Source organism: Amycolatopsis nalaikhensis, from assembly GCF_030264295.1.
GTDB lineage: Bacteria > Actinomycetota > Actinomycetes > Mycobacteriales > Pseudonocardiaceae > Amycolatopsis > Amycolatopsis nalaikhensis.
Genome location: NZ_CP127173.1, coordinates 5,118,482 through 5,139,151 on the forward strand (window position 1 = coordinate 5,118,482; position 20,670 = coordinate 5,139,151).

22 protein-coding genes are annotated in these 20,670 nt (G+C 72.7%); 10 read left to right on the plus strand and 12 right to left on the minus strand.

Annotation, left to right across the window (positions count from 1 at the left end; translation table 11 throughout):
• Nucleotides 1–74: 74 nt before the first annotated feature.
• Together QP939_RS25290 and QP939_RS25295 are read left to right on the plus strand one after the other, a co-directional pair.
• Nucleotides 75–2,000 carry a glycosyl hydrolase family 28-related protein gene (locus tag QP939_RS25290; protein ID WP_285459306.1) on the plus strand — a complete coding sequence of 642 codons (1,926 nt, stop codon included), beginning with the start codon at nucleotides 75–77 and terminating at the stop codon, nucleotides 1,998–2,000.
• A gap of 105 nt (nucleotides 2,001–2,105) precedes the next feature.
• Nucleotides 2,106–2,573: a nitroreductase family deazaflavin-dependent oxidoreductase gene (locus QP939_RS25295; protein ID WP_285459842.1), complete on the plus strand. Its 468-nt coding sequence runs from the start codon at nucleotides 2,106–2,108 to the stop codon at nucleotides 2,571–2,573.
• Here the strand turns inward: QP939_RS25295 and QP939_RS25300 are convergent.
• The gene (locus tag QP939_RS25300) at nucleotides 2,563–3,096 is read right to left on the minus strand and encodes a GNAT family N-acetyltransferase (RefSeq protein WP_285459307.1); all 534 of its coding nucleotides are present in this window, start codon (nucleotides 3,094–3,096) and stop codon (nucleotides 2,563–2,565) included. The genes QP939_RS25295 and QP939_RS25300 overlap by 11 nt on opposite strands.
• Nucleotides 3,097–3,181: 85 nt before the next feature.
• On the opposite strand from QP939_RS25300, the gene QP939_RS25305 reads away from it, so the two are divergent.
• The gene (locus tag QP939_RS25305; protein ID WP_285459308.1) at nucleotides 3,182–3,799 is read left to right on the plus strand and encodes a YdeI/OmpD-associated family protein; all 618 of its coding nucleotides are present in this window, start codon (nucleotides 3,182–3,184) and stop codon (nucleotides 3,797–3,799) included.
• Nucleotides 3,792–5,132 carry a pyridoxal phosphate-dependent decarboxylase family protein gene (locus QP939_RS25310; protein WP_285459843.1) on the plus strand — a complete coding sequence of 447 codons (1,341 nt, stop codon included), beginning with the start codon at nucleotides 3,792–3,794 and terminating at the stop codon, nucleotides 5,130–5,132. Before QP939_RS25305 ends, QP939_RS25310 begins: the two co-directional genes overlap by 8 nt.
• On the opposite strand, the gene QP939_RS25315 is transcribed toward QP939_RS25310, so the two are convergent.
• A complete protein-coding gene (locus QP939_RS25315; protein ID WP_285459310.1) occupies nucleotides 5,126–5,518 on the minus strand; it encodes a hypothetical protein in 393 nt (130 codons plus the stop codon). The two genes, QP939_RS25310 and QP939_RS25315, sit on opposite strands and share 7 nt — an antisense overlap.
• 157 nt (nucleotides 5,519–5,675) lie before the next feature.
• Between QP939_RS25315 and QP939_RS25320 the strand changes: the two genes are divergently transcribed.
• Entirely contained in the window at nucleotides 5,676–6,872 is a 1,197-nt protein-coding gene (locus QP939_RS25320) for a glycoside hydrolase family 18 protein (RefSeq protein ID WP_285459311.1), read from the plus strand.
• Nucleotides 6,873–6,918: 46 nt separating this feature from the next.
• On the opposite strand, the gene QP939_RS25325 is transcribed toward QP939_RS25320, so the two are convergent.
• Nucleotides 6,919–8,088, minus strand: coding sequence for an MFS transporter (locus tag QP939_RS25325; RefSeq protein WP_285459313.1), 1,170 nt, complete (start codon nucleotides 8,086–8,088; stop codon nucleotides 6,919–6,921).
• A 54-nt stretch (nucleotides 8,089–8,142) separates the two neighbouring features.
• Here QP939_RS25325 and QP939_RS25330 point away from each other — a divergent pair, with 54 nt between their 5' ends.
• On the plus strand, nucleotides 8,143–8,511 hold the full coding sequence (locus tag QP939_RS25330) for a MerR family transcriptional regulator (RefSeq protein ID WP_285459314.1): 369 nt from the start codon (nucleotides 8,143–8,145) through the stop codon (nucleotides 8,509–8,511).
• Between the two features lie 172 nt (nucleotides 8,512–8,683).
• Nucleotides 8,684–8,854 carry a hypothetical protein gene (locus QP939_RS25335; protein WP_285459315.1) on the plus strand — a complete coding sequence of 57 codons (171 nt, stop codon included), beginning with the start codon at nucleotides 8,684–8,686 and terminating at the stop codon, nucleotides 8,852–8,854.
• Between the two features lie 363 nt (nucleotides 8,855–9,217).
• On the opposite strand, the gene QP939_RS25340 is transcribed toward QP939_RS25335, so the two are convergent.
• The 3 genes from QP939_RS25340 to QP939_RS25350 form a co-directional block, all read right to left on the minus strand.
• Entirely contained in the window at nucleotides 9,218–10,174 is a 957-nt protein-coding gene (locus QP939_RS25340; protein ID WP_285459317.1) for a LuxR C-terminal-related transcriptional regulator, read from the minus strand.
• Nucleotides 10,175–10,281: 107 nt separating this feature from the next.
• Nucleotides 10,282–11,082 (minus strand): polysaccharide lyase, encoded by an 801-nt coding sequence (locus QP939_RS25345; protein ID WP_285459318.1) that lies wholly within the window; start codon nucleotides 11,080–11,082, stop codon nucleotides 10,282–10,284.
• Between the two features lie 122 nt (nucleotides 11,083–11,204).
• Nucleotides 11,205–11,630, minus strand: coding sequence for a DUF5709 domain-containing protein (locus QP939_RS25350; RefSeq protein ID WP_285459844.1), 426 nt, complete (start codon nucleotides 11,628–11,630; stop codon nucleotides 11,205–11,207).
• A 101-nt stretch (nucleotides 11,631–11,731) separates the two neighbouring features.
• Between QP939_RS25350 and QP939_RS25355 the strand changes: the two genes are divergently transcribed.
• Nucleotides 11,732–12,553 (plus strand): cyclase family protein, encoded by an 822-nt coding sequence (locus QP939_RS25355; RefSeq protein ID WP_331663731.1) that lies wholly within the window; start codon nucleotides 11,732–11,734, stop codon nucleotides 12,551–12,553.
• Between the two features lie 43 nt (nucleotides 12,554–12,596).
• Here QP939_RS25355 and QP939_RS25360 read toward each other — a convergent pair whose 3' ends face one another.
• The 4 genes from QP939_RS25360 to QP939_RS25375 all read right to left on the minus strand — a co-directional run bounded on the left by QP939_RS25360 (nucleotide 12,597) and on the right by QP939_RS25375 (nucleotide 17,185).
• Entirely contained in the window at nucleotides 12,597–14,906 is a 2,310-nt protein-coding gene (locus QP939_RS25360) for a putative bifunctional diguanylate cyclase/phosphodiesterase (protein WP_285459320.1), read from the minus strand.
• Between the two features lie 126 nt (nucleotides 14,907–15,032).
• Nucleotides 15,033–15,851, minus strand: a complete 819-nt coding sequence (locus QP939_RS25365; protein WP_285459322.1) for a DUF2705 family protein — start codon at nucleotides 15,849–15,851, stop codon at nucleotides 15,033–15,035.
• Nucleotides 15,841–16,734, minus strand: a complete 894-nt coding sequence (locus QP939_RS25370) for an ABC transporter ATP-binding protein (protein WP_285459323.1) — start codon at nucleotides 16,732–16,734, stop codon at nucleotides 15,841–15,843. The genes QP939_RS25365 and QP939_RS25370 overlap by 11 nt, the downstream gene beginning before the upstream one ends.
• The gene (locus tag QP939_RS25375) at nucleotides 16,643–17,185 is read right to left on the minus strand and encodes a hypothetical protein (RefSeq protein ID WP_285459324.1); all 543 of its coding nucleotides are present in this window, start codon (nucleotides 17,183–17,185) and stop codon (nucleotides 16,643–16,645) included. The genes QP939_RS25370 and QP939_RS25375 overlap by 92 nt, the downstream gene beginning before the upstream one ends.
• Nucleotides 17,186–17,529: 344 nt before the next feature.
• On the opposite strand from QP939_RS25375, the gene QP939_RS25380 reads away from it, so the two are divergent.
• Entirely contained in the window at nucleotides 17,530–18,390 is an 861-nt protein-coding gene (locus QP939_RS25380) for an amidohydrolase family protein (RefSeq protein WP_285459325.1), read from the plus strand.
• Here QP939_RS25380 and QP939_RS25385 read toward each other — a convergent pair.
• The gene (locus QP939_RS25385) at nucleotides 18,305–18,790 is read right to left on the minus strand and encodes a carboxymuconolactone decarboxylase family protein (RefSeq protein WP_285459326.1); all 486 of its coding nucleotides are present in this window, start codon (nucleotides 18,788–18,790) and stop codon (nucleotides 18,305–18,307) included. The two genes, QP939_RS25380 and QP939_RS25385, sit on opposite strands and share 86 nt — an antisense overlap.
• 134 nt (nucleotides 18,791–18,924) lie before the next feature.
• On the opposite strand from QP939_RS25385, the gene sigJ reads away from it, so the two are divergent.
• Complete coding sequence (gene sigJ, locus QP939_RS25390; protein ID WP_285459327.1) at nucleotides 18,925–19,809, plus strand: RNA polymerase sigma factor SigJ; 885 nt, start codon at nucleotides 18,925–18,927, stop codon at nucleotides 19,807–19,809.
• On the opposite strand, the gene QP939_RS25395 is transcribed toward sigJ, so the two are convergent.
• Entirely contained in the window at nucleotides 19,766–20,569 is an 804-nt protein-coding gene (locus QP939_RS25395; RefSeq protein ID WP_285459329.1) for an SDR family NAD(P)-dependent oxidoreductase, read from the minus strand. The two genes, sigJ and QP939_RS25395, sit on opposite strands and share 44 nt — an antisense overlap.
• Nucleotides 20,570–20,670: the final 101 nt, after the last annotated feature.

Genomic DNA, 20,670 nt, shown 5'->3' on the forward strand with positions numbered 1-20,670 from the left:
CAGAGCAATGTCTTGTCTGATCCGCGAGCGTGGCTTAGGGTTCCGCCGCAGTCCCTCCGGCGAAACGAGGCTCGATGTCGCGACGCACCTTCGGAGCCGCGCTCGTCGCGGTCACCGCCCTCGTCTCCGTGGCCGCTCCGGCGGCCGCCGCCGACCGGCCGATCGTGACCCGGGCCGCGCTCGACCCGGCCCTCGTCGCCGGGCGGGGCGCCGACGTCGGATTGCTCGAGCAGGAAGCCGAGAACGCCCGCACCGACGGCGTCGTGATCGGCCCGGACCGCACGGCCTACACGCTGCCGTCGGAAGCGTCCGGACGGCGCGCGGTCAAGCTGACGCCGGGCCAGTACGTCGAGTTCACGCTGCCCGCCGCGGCGAGCGCGATCACCGTCCGCTACAGCATCCCGGACGCCCCGCGCGGCGGCGGGATCACGGCGCCACTCGACGTCACCGTCAACGGCGCGCACCGGCAGCGGATGACGCTGACCTCGCAGTACTCCTGGCTGTACAACCAGTACCCGTTCACCAACGACCCCGAGGCGGACCTGCTGCACCCGGACTGGTGGATCACCGAGTGCTCGTGCGTGCCCGCGGCGACCACTCCGGCTCCGGTGATCGAAAAGCCGTTCCGTCCCAGCCACTTCTACGACGAGCAGCGGCTCCTGCTCGGCCGCTCGTACCGGGCGGGGGACAAGGTGCGGCTCACCGCGTCGGCGGGCGCGGCCTGGACCGTCGTCGACCTGCTCGACTCCGAACAGGTCACGCCGCCGCGGGTTGTTCCCTTCGCGGCCAACGCGGTGCTCTTCGGCGCGGACCCGACCGGCCGCCGCGACTCGGCCGACGCCCTCGACCGCGCGATCGCCTTCGCGCGCCGCGCGCACCTGAAGGTCTACGTGCCGCCGGGCACCTATCAGGTCAACCGGCACGTCATCGTCGACGACGTCACCATCGAGGGCGCCGGGAGCTGGTACACGACCGTCAAGGGCCACGGCGTCGGCTTGTACGGCAAGGACGCGGCCGACGGCGGCAGCCACGACGTCCACCTGTCCGGCTTCGCGATCGAAGGCGACGTCCGGGAGCGCGTCGACACCGACCAGGTCAACGCGATCGGCGGGGCGCTCAGTGACTCCACTGTGGACTCCCTGTACCTGCACCACACGAAGGTCGGCCTGTGGTTCGACGGGCCGATGCGGAACACGCGGATCACGAACAACGTCATCGCCGACCAGATCGCCGACGGCCTCAACTTCCACACCGGCGTCACGGACTCGGTGGTGGCGAACAACTTCATCCGCAACACCGGCGACGACGGCCTCGCCATGTGGTCGGAGAAGTCGCAGGACACGCGGAACACGTTCAGCCGCAACACGATCCAGACGCCGGTGCTGGCCAACGGCATCGCGCTCTACGGCGGCGCGGACAACACGGTCTCGGGGAACCTCGTCGCCGACCCGATCCGCGAAGGCAGCGCGATCCAGGTCGGCTCGCGGTTCGGCGCCGAGCCGTTCGCCGGGACCCTGCGGATCGCGGACAACACGACCGTGCGGGCGGGCACGTTCGAGCTGAACTGGAAGATCGGGCTCGGCGCGATCTGGTTCTACGCGCTGGAGCGGGACATCGCCGCCGACATCGAGGTGACCGGCGACCACTTCCTGGACAACACCTACAACGCGATCATGCTCGTCAGCGACTTCCCCGTGAAGGACAAGTACTCGATCAGCGGGCTGAAGTTCGCCGACCTGCGCGTCGACGGCACCGGGACGTCCGTGCTCAGCGCGCGCTCGGCGGGGTCGGCGTCGTTCCGGAACGTCGCCGCCCGCAACGTCGGCTCGGTCGGCGTCAACAATTGCGGCTCGTTCACCTTCCCGCCGACCGGGTCGGAGTTCTCGCTGACCGACCTCGGCGGCAACGACGGCTGGCTCGCACCGTGGCTGCTGCCGAACACGATCACCTGCGACGACCGGCCGCCGGTCGTGCCGCCCCCGGCGCCATCCGGATGGTGACCGCTCGCCGTGACCGGTCGTGAGTGTTCAGGGCGGTTCTAACCGCCCTAAACACTCACGACCGCGGTGGTGGGCCGGGGGCGCTAGGGTTTCGCCGTGGCTGGTTTGCGCGGTGTCTTCGCGGGGTTCGGCAAGAGCAGGGCGTTCGCGGTGCTCGGGCGGGCGCTCGTGCCCGCCGACCGGGTGCTGCTGCGGATCAGCGGCGGCCGTGTCGGCGTCGGCGCGGCGGTCGGGCTGCGCACGCTGCTGCTGACGACGATCGGCCGTCGCAGCGGCGAGCCCCGCCAGGTGCCGCTGCTCTACGTCGAGCGCGGCGGCGGGTACGTCGTGATCGGCTCGAACTGGGGCGGCGAAGCGCACCCGGCGTGGTCGGCGAACCTCCTGGCCCACCCGGCCGCCACGGTCGCCATCGGCGGCCGGACGATCGAGGTCACCGGGCGGCTCCTGGCCGGGGACGAGCGCCAGGAGATGTGGGACGCGGTCGCCGAGTACTGGCCCGCGTACGACCGTTACGCCGTGCGGGCCGAGCACCGCGAGATCCGCGTCTTCCTGCTGGAGCCGGTCAGTCGATGAGGTCGGTGTGCCGGATCCGGTACACCTGCAGCCGCAGGTTGTAGTACTTGTCGGTCTCGCCGACCCACTGCATGCCGAGCCGCTTGGCCACCGCGATGGCCCGCGTGTTGTTCGGCCGCGCGACGGCGAAGAGCTCCTCGGTGTCCTGCGTGAAGGCCCACTCGATGAGCGCGGTGGCCGCTTCCGAGGCGTACCCCTTGCCCCAGGCGCCGGGGCTGAGCTGCCAGCTGAGCTCGAGGTCCTCTTCGAACGGCGGCAGCAGCCGGATGCCGAGGCCGCCGATCACGACGCCGTCTTCCTTGCGTTCGACGGCCCACCGCCCCCGCGGCGGCGGCAGGTTCGGCTGCGCCTCCTGCCAGGCGTGCAGGACCGCACGCATGGCCCCGACGTCGCCGACGCGGTCCATGGCCGGGGTGAGCCAGTGGGTGACGTCCTCGGCGCCGTAGATGGCGAAGGCGGCTTCGGCGTCGTCGACCGTCCAGTCCCGGATCACGAGCCGGTCGGTGCTGAGCGCAGTCTCCATAACGAGAAGCTACGCCGCGCGGGCCGCGCTTGTTCCCCCGGCAAAGTACTCAGAAGGTGATCACTTCACCCCGGACGATGGGGCCATGGAGATTCTGGACGGTCTGCCGGTGGTCGAAGTCACGTCGGTGGCCCAGTGGCGCGAGTGGCTGGCCAACCCCCGCGAGCGGGCGGTGTGGCTGGTGGTCCGCCGCCGCGGCGCGGACGTGCCGGGGGTGCTCGTGCACGAGGCGATGGAGCACGCGCTGTGCTTCGGGTGGATCGACAGCAAGGCGCTGCGGCGCGACGCGTCGAGCACCTACCTGTGCTTCACCCCGCGGAACCCGAAGAGCACCTGGAGCCGGGTGAACCGCGAGCGGGTGGCGCGGCTGACGGCGGCCGGGCTGATGACCCCGGCCGGGCAGACGGTGGTGGACCTGGCCCGCCGGACGGGCACCTGGGACGCGCTGGCCGAGGCGCAGGACGGCGTCGTCCCGCCCGACCTGCGGCGCGCCCTCGACGCGGACGCCGCCGCGGCCGGGCACTTCGCGAACTTCCCGCCGTCGGCGCGGCGGGCGATCCTGGAGTGGATCGCGAAGGCCAAACGCCCCGAGGCCCGCGCCCGCCGGATCGCGACGACGGTCGAGCTTGCCAGGGACAACCGCTGCGCGGATCAGCGCCCGCCGCGGTCCGGCCTACAGTCGGGGCGTGGACGAACTGCGTGATCTCCTGGCCCGCGCCGCCGAGCTGGCCGCCGAGCACCGGACCGGCCTCGGTGACCGCCCGGTCGCCCGGCCCGTCGACCTTGCCGCCCTGCGCGCGGGCTTCGGGCAGCTCCGCGACGAGCCGACCCCGCCGGCCACCGTCCTCGAAGAACTCGCCCGCGCGGCCGAGCCCGGCCTGGTCGCCACCGCCGGGCCGCGGTTCTTCGGCTTCGTCATCGGGGGTGCGCTGCCCGCCGCCACCGCCGCCGACGTCCTCGCCGCCGGGTGGGACCAGAACGCGTTCAACGCCGTCCTCTCCCCGGCCGCGGCCGCCGCCGAGGAGACCGCAGGCTCCTGGCTCAAGGAGTTGCTCGGCCTGCCCGCCACCGCGTCCGCCGGGTTCGTCACCGGCGGGCAGGCGGCGAACACCGTCGGCCTCGCCGCCGCGCGGCACCACGTGCTGGCCGAAGCGGGCTGGGACGTCGAGCGCGACGGCCTCGCCGGGGCCCCGCGCGTCCGCGTCGTCGCGAGCGAGGAGCGGCACGCCACGATCGACCGCGCCCTGCGGCTGCTCGGGTTCGGCACGCGGGCGGTCGTACCGGTGCGCGCGAAGCCGGACGGCGCCATCGACGTCGACGACCTCGCGGCCAAAGTCGACGGACCCACCATCGTCTGCCTGCAGGCGGGGAACGTGAACACCGGCGCCTGCGACGACTTCAGGGCCGCCCGCGCGGCCGCGAAGAACGCCTGGATCCACGTCGACGGCGCGTTCGGGCTCTGGGCCGCGGCCAACCCCGCCACCCGGGCGCTGCTCGACGGTGTCGAGCTGGCCGACTCCTGGGCCTGCGACGGCCACAAGTGGCTCAACGTCCCCTACGACTCCGGGTTCGTCTTCTGCTCGCGCCCGGAGGTCCACGCCGAGACGATCGCCTACCGCGCGGCCTACCTGACCGGCGCCGGCGAGGTGTCCGGCATGGGCGACCTGACGCTGGAGTCGTCGCGCCGCGCCCGCGGCTTCGCGGTCTGGGCCGCGTTGCGCGAGCTGGGTCGCGACGGCGTCGCCGAGCTCGTCGACCGCTGCTGCCGCCTGGCTCGTCGCTTCGCGCGGATCCTGGCCGAAGGCGGCGCCGAGATCGCCAACGACGTCGTCCTGAACCAGGTGCTCGTGTCCTTCGGCGACGACGCCCGGACGGACGCGATCGCCGCCGCGGTCCAGCGCGACGGCACCTGCTGGCTCGGCGGCACCACCTGGCGCGGCCGTCGCTACCTGCGGATCTCCGTCTCGAACTGGACCACGACCGAAGCCGACGTCGACCGCTCGGCCGCGGCGATCCTCCGGCTCGCCGGTCAGTAGCCTTCGCGCACCGACAGCGGGCCGGACCGCCACGCGATCGTCTTCTCGCCGCCGGTCGGCCAGTCCGACGCCAGCCGCCGCCGCGCGCTGCCGAGCGCGCCCAGCTTCACCAGGTCGACGCCGGAACCCTGCGCCGCCAACGAGGTCACCTCGGCGGGGGTGAGCGGGACGACGTCGAAGAACTGCGCGTCCTCGCCGCCGGTCCAGTCCACGAACTCGGTGAAGATCGCGACGAACGCCTGCGCGCATTCCGGGCATTCGCGCAGCGAGACGCCGAAGTGCGACCGCTCCACCAGGCGGTGGGTCTCGCGCAGGCGGGTCGTGCAGTAGGCCAGCGCGGTCAGGGCGTCTTCGCCGCAGCAGCGGGCGCAGCCGAACTCGCTCATCGGGGGATCATGCCACGCCGTGAATCCGCACCCGGCTGCGGGGCCATCGGGAAACCCTTTGACCGCAACGATTCGCTCTGGTCCGCAGTGGTCTGGACCTGTTAGCCTCAGGCGCGTCCGCCCGGCCGGTCCGCCGAAGGGAAGTTCCGTGCACCGCATGAGAAAGAGCCTCGCCGCCGCCGCGCTCGCGCTGGCCGGCGCGTCCGTCGTCGCGCCGCCCGCGGAAGCCGGACCGGCGCCGGGCAAGGTGATGGCGTACTTCGCCGACTGGGACGTCTACGCCCGCAACTACCACGTCAAGGACATCGAGACGTCCGGGTCGGCGGCGAAGCTGACCCACATCAACTACGCGTTCGGCAACGTCACCGGCGGGGGATGCGCGGTCGGCGACCCGTGGGCCGACCACGACATGCCCTACGACGCCACGATGAGCGTCAACGGCCAGGCCGACAGCACCGAACCCGGCGCCCTGCACGGCAGCTTCAACCAGATCCGCCAGCTCAAGAAGCTGCACCCGAAGCTGAAGGTGCTGTGGTCGTTCGGCGGCTGGACCTGGTCGGCGGGCTTCACGGAGGCGGCGAAGAACCCCGCCGCGTTCGCCGAGTCCTGCTACAACCTGGTCAACGACCCGCGCTGGGCGGGCGTCTTCGACGGCATCGACATCGACTGGGAGTACCCGAACGCCTGCGGCGCCACCTGCGACACCAGCGGGCCGAAGGCGTTCACGGAGCTGGTCAAGGCGTTGCGCGCGAAGTTCGGGCACCGGCAGCTCGTCACCGCCGCGATCACCGCGGACGGCTCGAACGGCGGCAAGATCGACGCCACCGAGTACGGCACGGCGAGCCGGTACCTCGATTGGTACAACGTGATGACGTACGACTACTTCGTCGCGGGCGCCAGCCCGACCGGGCCGACCGCGCCGCACTCGCCGTTGCGCGCCTACCCGGGCATCCCGGCCGCCGGGTACTACGCCGACGCCGCCGTCCAGAAGCTGCGGCGCCAGGGTGTGCCGTCGGCGAAGATGTTGCTGGGCCTCGGGTTCTACGGCCGCGGCTGGGACGGCGTCACGCGGAAGCAGCCGGGCGGCACGGCGACCGGGCCCGCGCCGGGCACGTACGAAGCGGGCGTCGAGGACTACAAGGTCCTGAAGACGACGTGTCCCGCGAACGGGAAGGTCGCGGGCACAGCGTACGCGAAGTGCGGCTCGCAGTGGTGGAGCTACGACACGCCCGAGACGGCGTCGGCCAAGGCCGGCTACGCGAAGTCGCAGGGCCTCGGCGGCGTGTTCGCCTGGGAGCTGTCGGGCGACACCGCGAACGCCGAACTGCTGCGGGCCATCGCGGGCCGCTGCTGAAAAGCTGGAGGGCCCGGGCGCGAGCCCGCCCGGGCCCTTCGTCCACTCAGGACACTCGAGAGCGGGTCGGAAACCCGTGCCGCCGAGCGCCGAGCACCACGGCGAGCACCGGCAGCAGGAGCAGGAGCAGCGTCCAGGGGAAGGACGTCGGCCCGGCCGCGTCGAGCAGGACGCCGCCGGCCACCCCGCCCGCGGCCATGGCGGCGTTCCAGAGCGTGACGAGCATGGCCTGGGCGTTGTCGGCCGCCGCGCCACCCGCGTTGCCCGCGGCGGTCTGCAGGAGCGTCGGGACGCCGCCCCAGCCGAGTCCCCAGAGCGTCACGGCGACGTAGACCAGCACCGGGCTGCCCGACGCGGTCGCGAGGATGGTCGCGGCGACGGCGACCAGGATTGTGCTGAGGACGGTCAAGGTGCGCAGTGCGCGGTCGATGCGGGCGCCGACGACCCAGATCCCGGCCATCGACGCGACGCCGAAGACCAGCAGGACGACGTCCACGGCGTCGCCCATCCCGGCGTGGCCGAGGAACGCGGCGACGTAGGTGTAGAGCACGGTGTGCGCGAGCACGAACACGAGCGTCACGGCCAGCACGGGGAGCACACCCGGCACGGAAAGCGTGCGCAGGACCGGCACCCGGCCGCCGGTCTGCCCGGGCTGGTCCGGGACTTTCGCGGTGATCCACGCGAGGAGCACGACGGCGATCGCGGACATGACGCCGAACGCCGAGCGCCAGCCGAGCAGGCCGCCGAGGAACGTCCCGGCGGGGATGCCGAGCGACAGGGCGAGCGGGATGCCCGCCATCACGATCGCGATGGCCTTGCCCTGGTCACCGGGGACGAGACGGCGGGCGTACCCGGCCAGCAGCGCCCAGACGACACCGGCGGCGACCCCGGCAAGGAACCGGGCGGCCATCGTCAGGGGGTAGTCCGCGGAGAGCGCGGTGACGGTGTTGGCGACGGCGAACCCGGCGACCCCGGTGAGCAGCAAGCGTTTGCGGGGCCAGGTCGCGGTCGCCGCGGAGAGCGGGATCGCGGTGAGGGCGGTGCCGAGCGCGTAGACCGTGACGGCCTGTCCGGCGGCGGATTCGCCGACGCCGAGGCCGGTGCTCATGCCGGGCAGCACACCGGCGGGCAGCGCCTCGGTGAGCACGGTGACGAACGCGGCGGTGGTCAGGGCGAGGAGGGCGGGGGTCCGGGTGCGGACTTCGGTGCTCGTCATGTCGCTATGCTCGAACCCTCACATCAGTGTGAAGGTCTACGTGAGGTGGCGCACATGCGGATCGGCGAACTCGCGGAGCGCACGGGCACGGCCCGCCGCCTGCTCAGGTACTACGAGGAGCAGGGCCTGATCATCGCGGCCCGCGGCCCGAACGGCTACCGCGACTACGACGAGGCGACGGTCGACCGGGTGATCCAGGTGCGCGGACTCCTCGACGCCGGGCTGCCGACCCGGATCATCAAGCAGATCCTGCCGTGCCTCGACAAGCCCCGCGCGATCTACTTCCCGGACGCGACCCCGGAGATGATCGCAACGCTGGAGCAGGAGCGCGAGAGCATGACGCGGCGGGCGGAGTGCTTGCTGCGCAACCGCGACGCGATCTCGGAGTACCTGGACGCGGTCCGGGAGTACAACAAGGTCTAGCCCGTGGTCGCCCCGGTCGTGAGTGTTCAGGGCGGTTCTAACCGCCCTAAACACTCACGACCGGCCGCGGGGGGGTGGCCGGAACCGGACGCTGTCCGCAGCCGCCCCTGCCGTTGTTCGCCGTCGCGACCGTACGTTGACCAGGCGAGATCAACTGGTGGGAGGACGAACGATGATCAAGAGAACGTTGACCGGCCTGGTGGCGGCGATCTTCACGGTGCTGGTGGCCACGGCCCCGGCGCACGCGGCGGACGTCTCGGGTGGCGAGACCATCGGGAAGCCCAAGCCGCCCGAGTGCGTGTGGATCTGGACGGCTACGGGCTCGACTTGCGACTGGCAGTAGCGCTGGGGCGGCCGCGGGTTGGTGGCTGGGGGATCGGGCGTGGGCGCGTGGCCGGAGCCGCGAGTGGTGGTCCGGCCCCTCGCGGCCGCTGGGCCCGCCGGTTGCGGCCGTGGGTTGGTGGCGGGGGAGCGGTTGCGGCCCGCGTGGCTGCGTGGGCGGGGTCGGGAGCGGCGGTCTGGATCGCCGCTTGGCCGCTGGGGCCGCCGGTTGTGGCCGAGGGCTGGTGGCCGGGGAGCGGCTGTGGTCGGGCGTGGCCTGGCCCCGAGCGGTGGTCCGGCGCCCCCAGCCGCGCGGGGGTGCCGGGCTGCCGAAGTCAGCGCCGCGGCCAGCCCCAACCGCGCAACCCGCCCCAGCGGCCCGAACTCACCCCAACCAACCCAACCGGGTGGCAGCGAAAACCGCAGCCACCCGGTTGTCCGCTTGCAAGGCCTCGAGCAACCCCTGCACATGCCGCCGAACAGTCCGCTCACTCACGTCGAGGTGCCGGGCGATCGCTCCGTCCGTCATGCCCGTCGCCAGCAGATCCAGCACCTTCGCCTGCGTCGGGGTGAGCCCGTGCCGGGGCGGGGCCGACGGGTCGTGGACCGGTGCCGCCTGGCTCCACACCAGCTCGAACAGCATCCGCAGCGCCGCGACGATCGTCGGGCTGCGGATGAACGCCGCTCCCTCCATTCCGCTCGGGTCGAGGGGCACCAGTGCCGAATGGCGGTCGGCGATCACCATCTTCATCGGCAGCTCCGGGGCGACCCGCATCGTCCAGCCCGCCGCCACGCTCGCGTCGACGACCTCCTTCGCGCCGTCGAACTCCAGGGCCGCGCGCTCGTAGATGTTGCGCAGCCGCACCCCGCGGTCGGTCACCGCGTCGGGCAGGCGCATCACCGTGCTCGCGTCCGGCTTGCGCTTGAAGTGCCTCGTCGTGAACGTCAGGAACTCTTCGCGCGCGGACAGGCACAGCTCCAGCGACAGCGACCCGATGCGCCGCGGGTCCGTCAGCACCTCCACCGCCGAGTCGCCGCCCGCGCCGTTCGCCGCTCGGTACACCGCCTGCAGCATGTCGAGCTGCTGGCGCGCCGCGACGATCTGGCGCTGCTGCTCCAGCAAGCGCTGCTGGGCGCCCAGGATCGCGTGGTCCACCGCGCGGACCGGCTCCATCGGCGCGATCACCGGGTCGTCGCGGTAGTCGCGGCGGACGAACCCGCGGTCGAGCAGCTCCCGCATCTCCGGGCTGTCCGCCCGCGGGTCGTCCAGGGGCAACGGCCCCGTCCGCACCATCGTGTCGTACAGCGCGCCCGCGCCGGGTGTCAGCAGACCCTCCAGCATCCGTGTCCCCTCCCGGCAGCACGGGCCGCTCCGGCCGGATCCGGACACTGGCCGCTTCTGCCACCTCCCCCACGCGCTGCCCGGCGGAAAGGGTTAGGCGGGGACGCTCAGAGCTTGCTCGTGCTGACGGCGAAGTTCGAGAAGTACGCGTGCTCCTCGTGGCCGGGACCCCAGCTCGTCTCGTGGCCGCCGAAGAACGTCGAGAAGAACACGCCCTTGAACGGGATGCCCGCGACGCCCGGCACGGACTTGCTCGAGAGCACCTGCTTGCCGTCGTACCAGACGGTCAGCTGCCCGGTCGAGCGGTTCACCGACTGCTGGATCGTGTGGGTCTTGCCGTCCGGCGCGAAGTTCCACGCGCCGAGCCCGATGTCCTTGCCGTAGCCGTCACCGGCCGGCGTGTAGACGTACACCTCGCCCTTGGTGCCGCCCCGGAACATGAACCGCGTGGACCACGCGTTGCCGTGGTTGCCGCCGCTGGCCTCGCCGGGGTTGCCGCCGTAGAGGCCAGGCAGCTTCCCGCCCTTCCCGAAGTCGAAGCCGGCCGGGAAGCGCAGGTCGTACTTCAGGTACAGGGTGGTCGCCCTGGTCAGGTCGGCGTGGCCGTTCTTGCCGAGGTCCTGGTAGAACTGCCCGCCGCCCTTGGTCGGGCAGTTCGTGCACGACGGCGCCGAGGAACCCTTGCCGTACTTGACGTCCAGCGTGGCGCCGCTCGCCGACATGGTGGAGCCGAAGCCGAACTCGCCGCTCCCGTCGATGCCCCACGCCCCGCGCCACGACGAGGAGGGGAACCCGGAAAAGGTGCCGGACCACGAGGCTTCCGGTGCGGCGTCGGCCGTCCCCGGGAGCAGCAGCCCGGCGGCGACGCCGAGGGTGAGCACTGACCTGCGCAGCCGCGATGCGAGCATGCGTCTTCCTTCCGTCAGCGGGCGACGGTGCCCGGTGCGTGGCGGCGGCGTGCTCAGGAAGATAGGGCCAGTTGTGAACTTTTTTCAAGTCCTTGGCGGAAGTTCAAGGATGTGAACGAGCCTCACCACCTCCGCGACGGGTCGATCACGTGCACGGCGGCTTCTTCGGCCGACGCCGCGCCGCCGTCGATGCCCGCGTCGGAGGCGTACAGCTCTTCGTCGGTGTCCGAGCCGAAGCCTTCGTCCGTGGCGACCAGGCGGCCCGCGCGGACGTCGCCGACCTCGTCGTCGATCAGCTCGCCGTCGGTGTCCTCGCTGTCGCCGAGGCCGTCGTCGGCGGGGTCGTCGGCCAGGTCCGGGACCTCGCGGGCGAGCCGGCGCTCCCAGCTCTCGCCCTCGGCGGTCTCGCGCGCGGTCGTGCCCCACTCTTCGGTGCCCCGCGGGCGTTCCGGCGGGGAGTAGCCCTCCGCCAGCTCGTCGCGGTCGTCCAGGGTGTCCTCGGGGTCGAGGATGCCTTCGTCGGCGTGGTCTTCGATGTCGTCGTCCATGCCCGTCATCCTCGCGCAACTCCTTGGCCGCGCGCGGCCCGGGTGATATCACCGGGCAGGCCGCCGCACGGGCGGCGGTTTCCGGTGAAAGGTGATCCCCCATGCCGATGAGACGCAGAGTGCTGGCCGCGGGACTGGCCGGGGTGTTCGGCGCGGCGCTGTCCGGCCGGACGGCGCAGGCCGCGACGGCGACGCCGCCGGTGCGGCTCGACCAGCTGAAGCTGGTGAACCTGTCCCACGTCAACGACCCCGCGACGACCAACGTCTTCCCCGGCGACCCGGCCTTCGAGCTGGAAACCATCGCCACCATCCCCGACGACGGCTACTACCTGCAGTTCGTCCGCGAGGGCGAACACACCGGCACGCACTGGGGCGCGCCCGGGCACTTCAACACCGGCGAGCCGCTCGCCGACGACATGGACCCCGCGGACCTGTTCCGGCCCGCCGTGAAGATCGACATCAGAACGAAGGCGGCGAGAAACCCGGACTACGCGGTGACGGTCGACGACCTCAAGGCGTGGGAACGCGCCCACGGCCGGATCCCGGACGAAGCCGTCGTCGTGCTCTGGACCGGCTGGGACGCCAAGTGGGGCACCCCGGCGTTCCCGAACACCGACGCGGACGGCGTCCTGCACCAGCCCGGCTTCTCGATCCCGGCGGTCGAATGGCTCATCGACACCGGACGGCTCGGCCGCCGCGGCGGCACCGGCACCGACACGTTCAGCCCGGACGTCGGCACCGACGAGACGTACACGGTGTCCAAGCTGGTGTACCGGCGGCACCGGATCAGCCTGGAGATCCTGGCGAACCTCGCGGCCCTGCCGACGACCGGCGCGTGGGTCCTGGCGGGTGGCCCGATCAACCGCAGGGGAGCGGGTTCGACGGCGACGGTCTTCGGCGTCCTCCCACCCGGCCTGGGCTGACGCCGTCGTGAGTGGCGATTCGGGTTAGAACCCTAATCGCCACTCACGACCGCAAAGCCGCGCCGTTGAGGCTGAGCGTTGAGAGTGGGGCCGGGCGGCCGAAGCGGTAGCCCTGCGCCGTGGTGCAGCCCGCGCGGATGACCAGCTCGGCCTGCTCGGCCGTCTCGATGCCCTCGGCGACGACCGCCAGGTCGAGTTCCGCGCACAGCCCGACCAGCGACCGGCACAGCGCCGCGTCCCGCTCCGGCTGGACGCCCGTCGTGAGCGCGCGGTCGAGCTTGATCAGGTCGACCGGCAGCGCGTGCAGCACGGTCAGCGAGCTGTACCCGGCGCCGAAGTCGTCGAGCGCCACCCGGACGCCGAGGTCCTGCAGGCGCCGGATCGCGGCCGCGCCCGCGGTCAGGTCCGGCACCGGCACGGTCTCGGTGATCTCGACGACGAGCCGTTCCGGGGCCAGCCGGTAGCGGGCGAGGCTCTCCGCGACGCTCTGCTCCAGCGCGGCGGCCCCGAGGCGGCTCGCGCAGACGTTGACGTGCACGGTCAGGTCCAGCCCGGCCGCGGTGATCTCGCGGCAGGCCAGGTCGAGCACGAGCGCGTCCAGCTCGGCGCCGAGCCCGGCGCCTTCGGCCGCGCGGACGAACGTCTCGGGCGACACCGCCGTGCCGTCGCGCGTGGTCCACCGGGCCAGGGCTTCGACGGCCACCGGGGTTTCGCCGGGCAGCCGGACGATCGGCTGGAACACCAGGCCGAAGCCTTCGGGGATGCCGCCGTCCGCGCGGCGCAGCGCCGACGGGAAGTCGGGCGGGCCGTCCTGGGACGGGCGGTACACCACTGTCGTGTCCTTGCCCAGCCGCTTGCCCGCGTACATCGACGTGTCCGCGCGGCCGAGCAGCACGTCCGCGGTGACCAGCGGCTCGGCCGGGTCCGGCACCACCAGGCCCATGCTCGCCCGGATCGGGACGAGCGTGCCGTGCACCGCGAACGGCCGCCGCAGCGCGCCCTGGATCCGGTCGGCGACGGCCTGCGGGGCGTCGAGCTCGCCCTCCAGGAGGATCGCGAACTCGTCGCCGCCCAGGCGTGCCACGGTGTCGCCCGCGCGCACGCAGCTCTGCAGCCGCTGGGCGACCGCGTGCAGCAGGAGGTCGCCGCCCGCGTGCCCGAACCGGTCGTTGACCTCCTTGAAGTCGTCCAGGTCGACGAAGATCAGCACGAGCGGCCGCTGCCCGTCGGCGCTCTCGACGGCCTGGTCGAGCCGGTCGGCGAAGAGGGCGCGGTTGGCCAGCCCGGTCAGCGGGTCGTGGTAGGCCTGGTGGGTCAGCTGCTGCTGGCCCTCGTACACCCGGCGCAGCAGCAACCTGTTGTCCAGCAAGGAAAGCAGCTGCCGGGCGAGGACCAGCAGCACGACCAGCACGCCGACGATCACTTCGACCGCGTCCGGCCCGGCACCGGCCAGCAGCTGCACGGAGATCAGCAGCGCCACCGCGGTCACCGGCACATACGGCAGCGCGAGCTGCCACCAGTCGACCCCGACGGCCTGGCCCATTTCCTCACGCCGGCGCGAGGAAGGCGTCACCAGCAGCGCGAACGCGATGAACAGCGGCCCGAGCACGAACCCCGCGTCCGCCCACGGCTTCATGCTCTCCGCGCCGATGCTGACCAGGTAGGCGAACACGCTGTCGGAGCAGGCCAGCGCGACGATCCCGACGGCGAGCAGCAGCAGGTTCGCGCGGTACGGGCGGTCGACCCGGTCGAACACCACCAGGAGCACCGCGACGACGACCACCACCAGGTCCGAGAGCGGGTAGGCGATGGCGACCGACCACGCGAGCGCGTCCGGCGCGGTGGCTCTGACCAGCTGCCCGAGCGCGGCGGTCCAGGTGAGGATGAACAGCGAGCCGGTGACGACCAGGCCGTCGAGCACCACCGCGATCCCGAAGTGCGCCGTCCACTGCGCGGGCTGCCAGCGCTCGCGGTCGGGCCGGATCCGCGCTCTGGCGAGGGTGAACAACGCGGCGAGCGCGAAGACCGGGAAGCTCAGGTAGCCGACGTCGGCCAGCGACGGCGAGGGCAGGCCGCGGCCGTCGATCAGCTGGTACCACGACCAGACGCACTGGCCGAGCGACCAGCCCGTCATGCCGATCGCGACCAGCGTCCGCCACCAGCGCTGGTGCCCGCGGACCCGGCGGGCGGCCAGGACACCGCAGACGACCGCGGTCACCCCGGCGCTCAGCTGCATCGCGTCGTCGACCCACAGTGCGAAGGTGTCGCCCCAGAACGCGAAGCCGTTCACCACGACCAGGGCCACCGTGGCGACGACGAGCAGGGCCGCCACTGGGTACCGCCGCACTGTCATGGCACCTCACGGGGTCGCTCGGACCGGGAAACAGTACACCGCGAGTGACCACCCGCGGGCGCACCGCACCCGGCCCGGTCGTGAGTGTTTAGGGCGGTTCTAACCGCCCTAAACACTCACGACCGGTCAGGCGATGTCGCGGCGGTGCAGCAGCCAGCCGCCGAGCACGCCGAACCCCACCAGGTACGCCGCCAGCACGGCCGTGGCCTGCCCGGATCCGACGATCTGCTCGACACCGGGCGCCTGCGCCCCGAACGCGGCGGCCAGCGCGCCCGCGTTCGGCCCCGGCAGCCCCTTCTGCAGCTGCGCGACCCAGTCCAGCAGCGGCGCCGCGATTGAGGAGAGGAGGTTCTGCACCGCGAGCAGCCAGACCAGGCCGAGCCCGATCGGCAGCGCGACCGAGCGCAGCCCGATCGCCAGCAGGACGCCGAGCGTGCCCCACATGGTCGTCACGAGCCAGCCCGCGCCGAGCCCCCGCAGGACCTCGGTCAGCGGCGGCCAGCTCAGCGGCTGGTCCTGCAGGGACGCGACGAGCGCGCTCGCGCCCGCCGTCGCCGCGAACAACGCGAGGACCACGGCCAGCGCGGCCACCGCGACGGTGACGAGCTTCGCGCCGTAGACGGCGGCGCGGGACGGGTGCTGCACGAGCACCGTCTTCCACGTGCCGTAACCGTATTCGCTGCCCGCGACCAGCACGCCGAAGATCAGCGCGAGGGCGCCGACGAAGATCGGCAGGCCGCCCAGCGCGCTGCCGACGAACGCGTCCGGCAGCATCGCGGCGAGCCCGCGGTCGGCACCGGGCGGGCCGGTCGCCGCGCCGCTCAGCCCGGCGTAGGGGACGGCGTAGCCGAAGGTCAGGCTCAGCACGACGGCGACGGCCAGCAGCAGCCAGCTCGCCGGGCGGCGGACCTGCTTGGTCAGCTCGGCTCGGATGTCACGCAGCATGGGGAGCACCTCCGGTCAGGGCGAGGAAGGTCTGTTCCAGGTCGGGTTCGTGCCAGCGCAGCTCGGTGACGGTGAACCCGGCGCCGACCAGCTCGGCGTTGATCCGCCCGGCCGCACCGGGGTCGACGTCGAGCTCGAGGGCGGCGCCGTCGTCGCGGACGTGGCCGTAGTGGCGGCGCAGGTGTTCGCGGGCTTGGTCGAGCGGATCGGCGACGACGCGCAGCGCCCCGCCCGAGCGCAGGTCCGCGACGGTGGTTTCGGTGACGAGCCTGCCGTGGTCGAGCACGCCGACGCGGTCGCAGATCTGCTCGACCTCCGCGAGCAGGTGGCTGGACAGCAGCACGGTGCAGCCGTCCGCGGCGAGCTTGCGGAGGGTGACGCGCATGTCGGCCATGCCGGCCGGGTCGAGGCCGTTGGTCGGCTCGTCGAGCACGACGAGTTCGGGCTCCTTGAGCAGGGCCGCGGCGAGCCCGAGGCGTTGCTTCATGCCGAGGGAGTAGGCGGAATACCGGTCTTTGGCGCGGTCGGCGAGGCTGACGACGTCGAGCACGGCGTCGACCCGCTCCCGGCGGACCCCGGCGTGGTCGGCGAGGATCCGCAGGTTGGCCCGCCCGGACAGGTAGGGGTAGAAGGCGGGGCCTTCGATGAGCGCGCCGACGCGGGCGAGGCTGCCGGGCCCCGGTTCGGCACCGAGCAGCCGTACGCGGCCGGAGGTCGGCCGGATCAGGCCGAGCAGCATCCGCAGGGTGGTCGTCTTCCCGGCGCCGTTGGGGCCGAGGAAGCCGTAGACCTCACCGGCCCGCACGGACAGGTTCAGGTCCGCGACCGCGGCGGTCGTTCCGTAGCGTTTGGTCAGTGCGGTGGTTTCGACGGGCAGGGTCATGGGGCTCCTTCCGGACGCGGCCCCACGGCTTGAAGACCGAGAGGACGCTGGCGAACAGCAACAGGCTGGGGGCGACGATCACGGGGTAGAGCAGGCCGTCGGGATCCTCGGTGGCGACGTTGATCCCGGGCCGCAGGGCGACGAGGATCAGCACGGCCATCAGGACGTTGACGGCCAGCTTCGCGGCCACCCACCAGTAGCGCACCAGGCCGTACTTGCTGCCGAGCCCGAGCACGACCCCGGTGCCGAGGGTGAGCAGGGCGGCGACCAGCATCGGCCAGACGGCGAACAGGCCGAGCGCCCCGAGGCTGGTGGAGCGGACGGCGGGATCGTCGGTGAGCAGGGCGGTGCAGACGAGGATGCCGAGCGTCACGTCGAGCCCGATCCACGCCCCGGCCGAGACGATGTGCGCGACCAGTGCCCACTTCCGGGTCCGCGGCCTGAGTGTCATGGTGCCTCCTTTCCGGTGGCTCCCATGGTGGTGACGGGAAGGGCCGCGGTCGTCCGGCGGAGGACGGCACTTGCGGCTACGCCGGGGCGCGTACGCGGGTACGTTCGGTGTCGTGATCGTCCGCATCCGGGGGTATGCGCTGCCGAGCGGCGAGTACACCGACCTGTACGCCGACGGCGACCGCTGGACGACCGACCCCGTGCCGGGTGCTTCGCTGGTCGGCGAGGGCTGGCTGGTACCCGGCCCGCTCGCCCGGCAGGTCGGGGGCGCGGATCAGCGTGACCCGGCGTCGACGTGCTGGTGCAGCTGTTCCCGCAGCAGCGCGGGATCCAACGGCTCTCCCGGTGACACCGCGCCGGGATGCGTGTGCGCGTCGACCCGCGGGACCGTGGCTGGCGCGGCACGGGCAGTTCTTCGACGGCTGGGGCCGCCGCGCCGACCACGGTGAGCTGCCCGCGCCGGCGGCGGCGCAGGCGGCCGCGGCGGGCTGGGCGAAGGTCATCGCGGACTGGCGGGTCGGGGATTCCGCGGTGCCGGTGGACGTGCTGCGGGCCGTGGTGCGGGAGGTGCACGCGGTCGGCGGCCGGGTGGCGGTGCACAGCCAGCACCCCGACGGCGGGGCGGCCGCGGTCGCGGCGGGCGTCGACAGCCTCGAGCACGGCATGTGCCTCGACCCGGGCCTGCTGGCGCGCATGGCCGAGCAGGGCACGGCGCTGACCCCGACGTTGTCGGTGATCACCGCGGGCCTGGGGCGCCGGGAAGCGGAGCCGGACAGCCCGGCCCGCACGTGGTACCTGAGCGGGGCGAAGGTGCACGGAGAACTGGCGGCAGCCGCGGCGGAGGCGGGCGTGCGGCTGCTGGCGGGCACGGATTCCCTGCCCCACGGTGGAATCGCCGCGGAGATCCACGCGCTGGCGGCCGCGGGAGTCCACCCGGAGGCGGCGCTGGCGGCGGCTTCGTGGAGCGCGCGGGAGTACCTGGGGTTACCCGGGTTGGTGCGAGGCGCCCCGGCCGACGCGGTGGTCTACGACCGGGACCCGCACGCCGACTTGGGGTGCTGGCCGACCCGGTGGCGGTGGTTCTGCGCGGCCGCCGGGTTCGCGGCCGCGCGGGACCGCCCTACTTCCGGTAGTTCTTCCCCAACGGCGCCCCGGGGATCGGCTTGGCGACGACCGCGACCGGCACGAAGAAGCAAATCTGGCTGAGCACGAGAACAAGCGTCCACAAGGCCTTGTCGTCGTAAAGAGCGGCAGCCCGAGCGAAGAGCTCATCGGAAACGCGCTCCCCCAAGGGATTCGGCGTCAGCACAGCCTCGGCCAGCTCCAACGCGACCCGCTCGGCCTCGGTGAAACACGGCGCGTCCCGCCACGAAGCGACCGCCGTGATGCGGTCCTCGGTTTCCCCGGCCTGCCGGAGTTGTCCGGTCTGCCGCACGGTGTGGTAGATGTTGCCGACGAGCTGCCCGACGCGCAGCTGCACCAGGTGCACGGTCGTCCGCGGGAGCGAGCCGTTCATGACTGCCTTGGTCAACGCCCCCGCGACCTGGCCCAGCTCGGGGAAGAACGCGGCGGGGTCGGGCAGGCGCGACTCGAGGGTGTCCGGCATGGGACTTCCTTCCTTCGGATTGGTTTCTCGCCCACCCGACGACGCAGCCCGCCCGGATGTGAGGCGCCGCTGTCACAACCCCGCCCCACGATTCGTCGAACCCGTGACGCACACCGACCAAGGGGGCCGAAACCGTGGACATCTTGAGCGAGCGGCCGCGGCTGCTCGGCCTCGCCTACCGGCTGCTCGGTTCGCTGAGCGACGCCGAAGACGTCGTCCAGGAGGCGTACGGCCGCTGGTACGCCCTCACCGATCCCGGCCGCGCGGCGATCGAGTCGCCCGGTGCGTGGCTGACGACCGTCGCCAGCCGGATCTGTCTCGATCTGCTCGGCTCCGCTCGGGCTCGGCGGGAACGGTATGTCGGCTCCTGGCTGCCCGAGCCCGTTCCCGACGAGGCCGGGCTCACCGATCCCGCCGACCGCGTCGCGCTCGACGAAACCGTCACCATGGCCTTCCTCGTCGTGCTCGAGTCGATGACTCCCGCCGAGCGGGTGGCCTTCGTCCTGCACGACGTCTTCGGCTACCCCTTCGCCGAGGTGGCGGACGTCCTCGGCCGCTCGCCCGCCGCGGCTCGGCAGCTGGCGTCCTCCGCGCGGCGGCGCGTCCCGTCCGCCCCGGCACCCCGGGACCGGAGCGCGGACGTCGTCCGGGCCTTCAAGCGGGCCTGGGCGGCGAACGACATCGAAGGCCTGGTCGGTCTCCTCGACCCCGACGCGACCGCGACAGCCGACGGGGGCGGCCTGGTCAGCACGGCGCCGGAGCCGATCACCGGGGCCGCGCGGATCGCGCGCTACGCCGTCGAAATCACCCAGCTCGTCCCGGCCATGGACATCGAGGAACGCCTGGTCAACGGCGCGCCGGGCCTGGTCGCCGTCCGCGACGGCGTCGTCATCACCGTCATGGCCTTCGACGTCGTGGGTGACGTGATCCGGAACGTCTGGGCGGTGCGGAACCCGGAGAAGCTCCGGGCGTGGGTCACATCCCCATCCCGCCGTCGACCGGCAGCCCGGCACCCGTGACGAACCGGGCCGCGTCCGAAGCCAGGAACACCACGGCGTCGGCCATGTCGGTGACCTCGCCGAGGCGGCCCACCGGGGTCTGGCCGACCACCGCGCCGATCGCGTCCTCGACGCTCGGGAACAGCCCGAGCCGGACGACGTCGGCCGCCAGCCGGGTGCCCATCTCCGTCGGGACCAGGCCCGGGTACACGCAGTTCACGCGGACGCCGTAGCCGAGCTTCCCGGCTTCCATCGCCGCCACCCTGGTCAGCCGGTCGACCGCGGACTTCGTCGCGGAGTAGCCCGCGATGCCGGGGAACGCGATCGTCGCCGCCACCGACGCGATGTTCACCACGGTGCCGCCCCGGCCCGCCGGGCCGCCCGGGCGCATCGCGCGAAACGCGTGCTTGATGCCGAGCGCGGTGCCGAGGACGTTGACGTCGAACATCCGCCGCAGCTCCGCCGGGTCGAGGTCGGCGACCAGGCCGGAGATCTCGACGCCGGCGTTGTTGACCACGACGTCCAGTCCGCCGAGCTCGGCGATCGTGGCCGCGACGGCGCGCTCCCAGTTCTCGTCGTCGGTGACGTCGAGGCGGACGAACGCTGCGGTCGCGCCGTCCGCCTTCAGCGCGTCGGCGGTCGCGCGGCCCAGGTCCTCCCGGACGTCGGCGATCACCACCGCGGCACCCGCGTGCGCCAGTGCTTCGGCCATCCCGGCGCCGAGCCCCCGCGCGCCCCCGGTGACCAGTGCGGCTCGTCCGGTCAGGTCGTACCGGCCCATCGAAACCCTCCTCCTCGACACGGCTGGGCCACAGCATCGGCCGTCACTGGACGGCCGTCAAGCGTTCCTTGGACACTCGTCAAGGGTTTCTTGGTCAACTG

Coding starts and splice junctions, on each gene's coding strand:
- QP939_RS25325 (WP_285459313.1), bottom strand. CDS start 8,088: ATGACGAGCACCGAAGTCCGCACCCGGACCCCCGCCCTCCTCGCCCTG.
- QP939_RS25340 (WP_285459317.1), bottom strand. CDS start 10,174: ATGCTGGAGGGTCTGCTGACACCCGGCGCGGGCGCGCTGTACGACACG.
- QP939_RS25370 (WP_285459323.1), bottom strand. CDS start 16,734: ATGACCCTGCCCGTCGAAACCACCGCACTGACCAAACGCTACGGAACG.
- QP939_RS25330 (WP_285459314.1), top strand. CDS start 8,143: ATGCGGATCGGCGAACTCGCGGAGCGCACGGGCACGGCCCGCCGCCTG.
- QP939_RS25305 (WP_285459308.1), top strand. CDS start 3,182: ATGGAGATTCTGGACGGTCTGCCGGTGGTCGAAGTCACGTCGGTGGCC.
- QP939_RS25355 (WP_331663731.1), top strand. CDS start 11,732: ATGCCGATGAGACGCAGAGTGCTGGCCGCGGGACTGGCCGGGGTGTTC.
- QP939_RS25290 (WP_285459306.1), top strand. CDS start 75: ATGTCGCGACGCACCTTCGGAGCCGCGCTCGTCGCGGTCACCGCCCTC.
- QP939_RS25360 (WP_285459320.1), bottom strand. CDS start 14,906: ATGACAGTGCGGCGGTACCCAGTGGCGGCCCTGCTCGTCGTCGCCACG.
- QP939_RS25300 (WP_285459307.1), bottom strand. CDS start 3,096: ATGGAGACTGCGCTCAGCACCGACCGGCTCGTGATCCGGGACTGGACG.
- QP939_RS25365 (WP_285459322.1), bottom strand. CDS start 15,851: ATGCTGCGTGACATCCGAGCCGAGCTGACCAAGCAGGTCCGCCGCCCG.
- QP939_RS25335 (WP_285459315.1), top strand. CDS start 8,684: ATGATCAAGAGAACGTTGACCGGCCTGGTGGCGGCGATCTTCACGGTG.
- QP939_RS25395 (WP_285459329.1), bottom strand. CDS start 20,569: ATGGGCCGGTACGACCTGACCGGACGAGCCGCACTGGTCACCGGGGGC.
- QP939_RS25350 (WP_285459844.1), bottom strand. CDS start 11,630: ATGGACGACGACATCGAAGACCACGCCGACGAAGGCATCCTCGACCCC.
- QP939_RS25320 (WP_285459311.1), top strand. CDS start 5,676: ATGAGAAAGAGCCTCGCCGCCGCCGCGCTCGCGCTGGCCGGCGCGTCC.
- QP939_RS25385 (WP_285459326.1), bottom strand. CDS start 18,790: ATGCCGGACACCCTCGAGTCGCGCCTGCCCGACCCCGCCGCGTTCTTC.
- QP939_RS25345 (WP_285459318.1), bottom strand. CDS start 11,082: ATGCTCGCATCGCGGCTGCGCAGGTCAGTGCTCACCCTCGGCGTCGCC.
- QP939_RS25375 (WP_285459324.1), bottom strand. CDS start 17,185: ATGACACTCAGGCCGCGGACCCGGAAGTGGGCACTGGTCGCGCACATC.
- QP939_RS25315 (WP_285459310.1), bottom strand. CDS start 5,518: ATGAGCGAGTTCGGCTGCGCCCGCTGCTGCGGCGAAGACGCCCTGACC.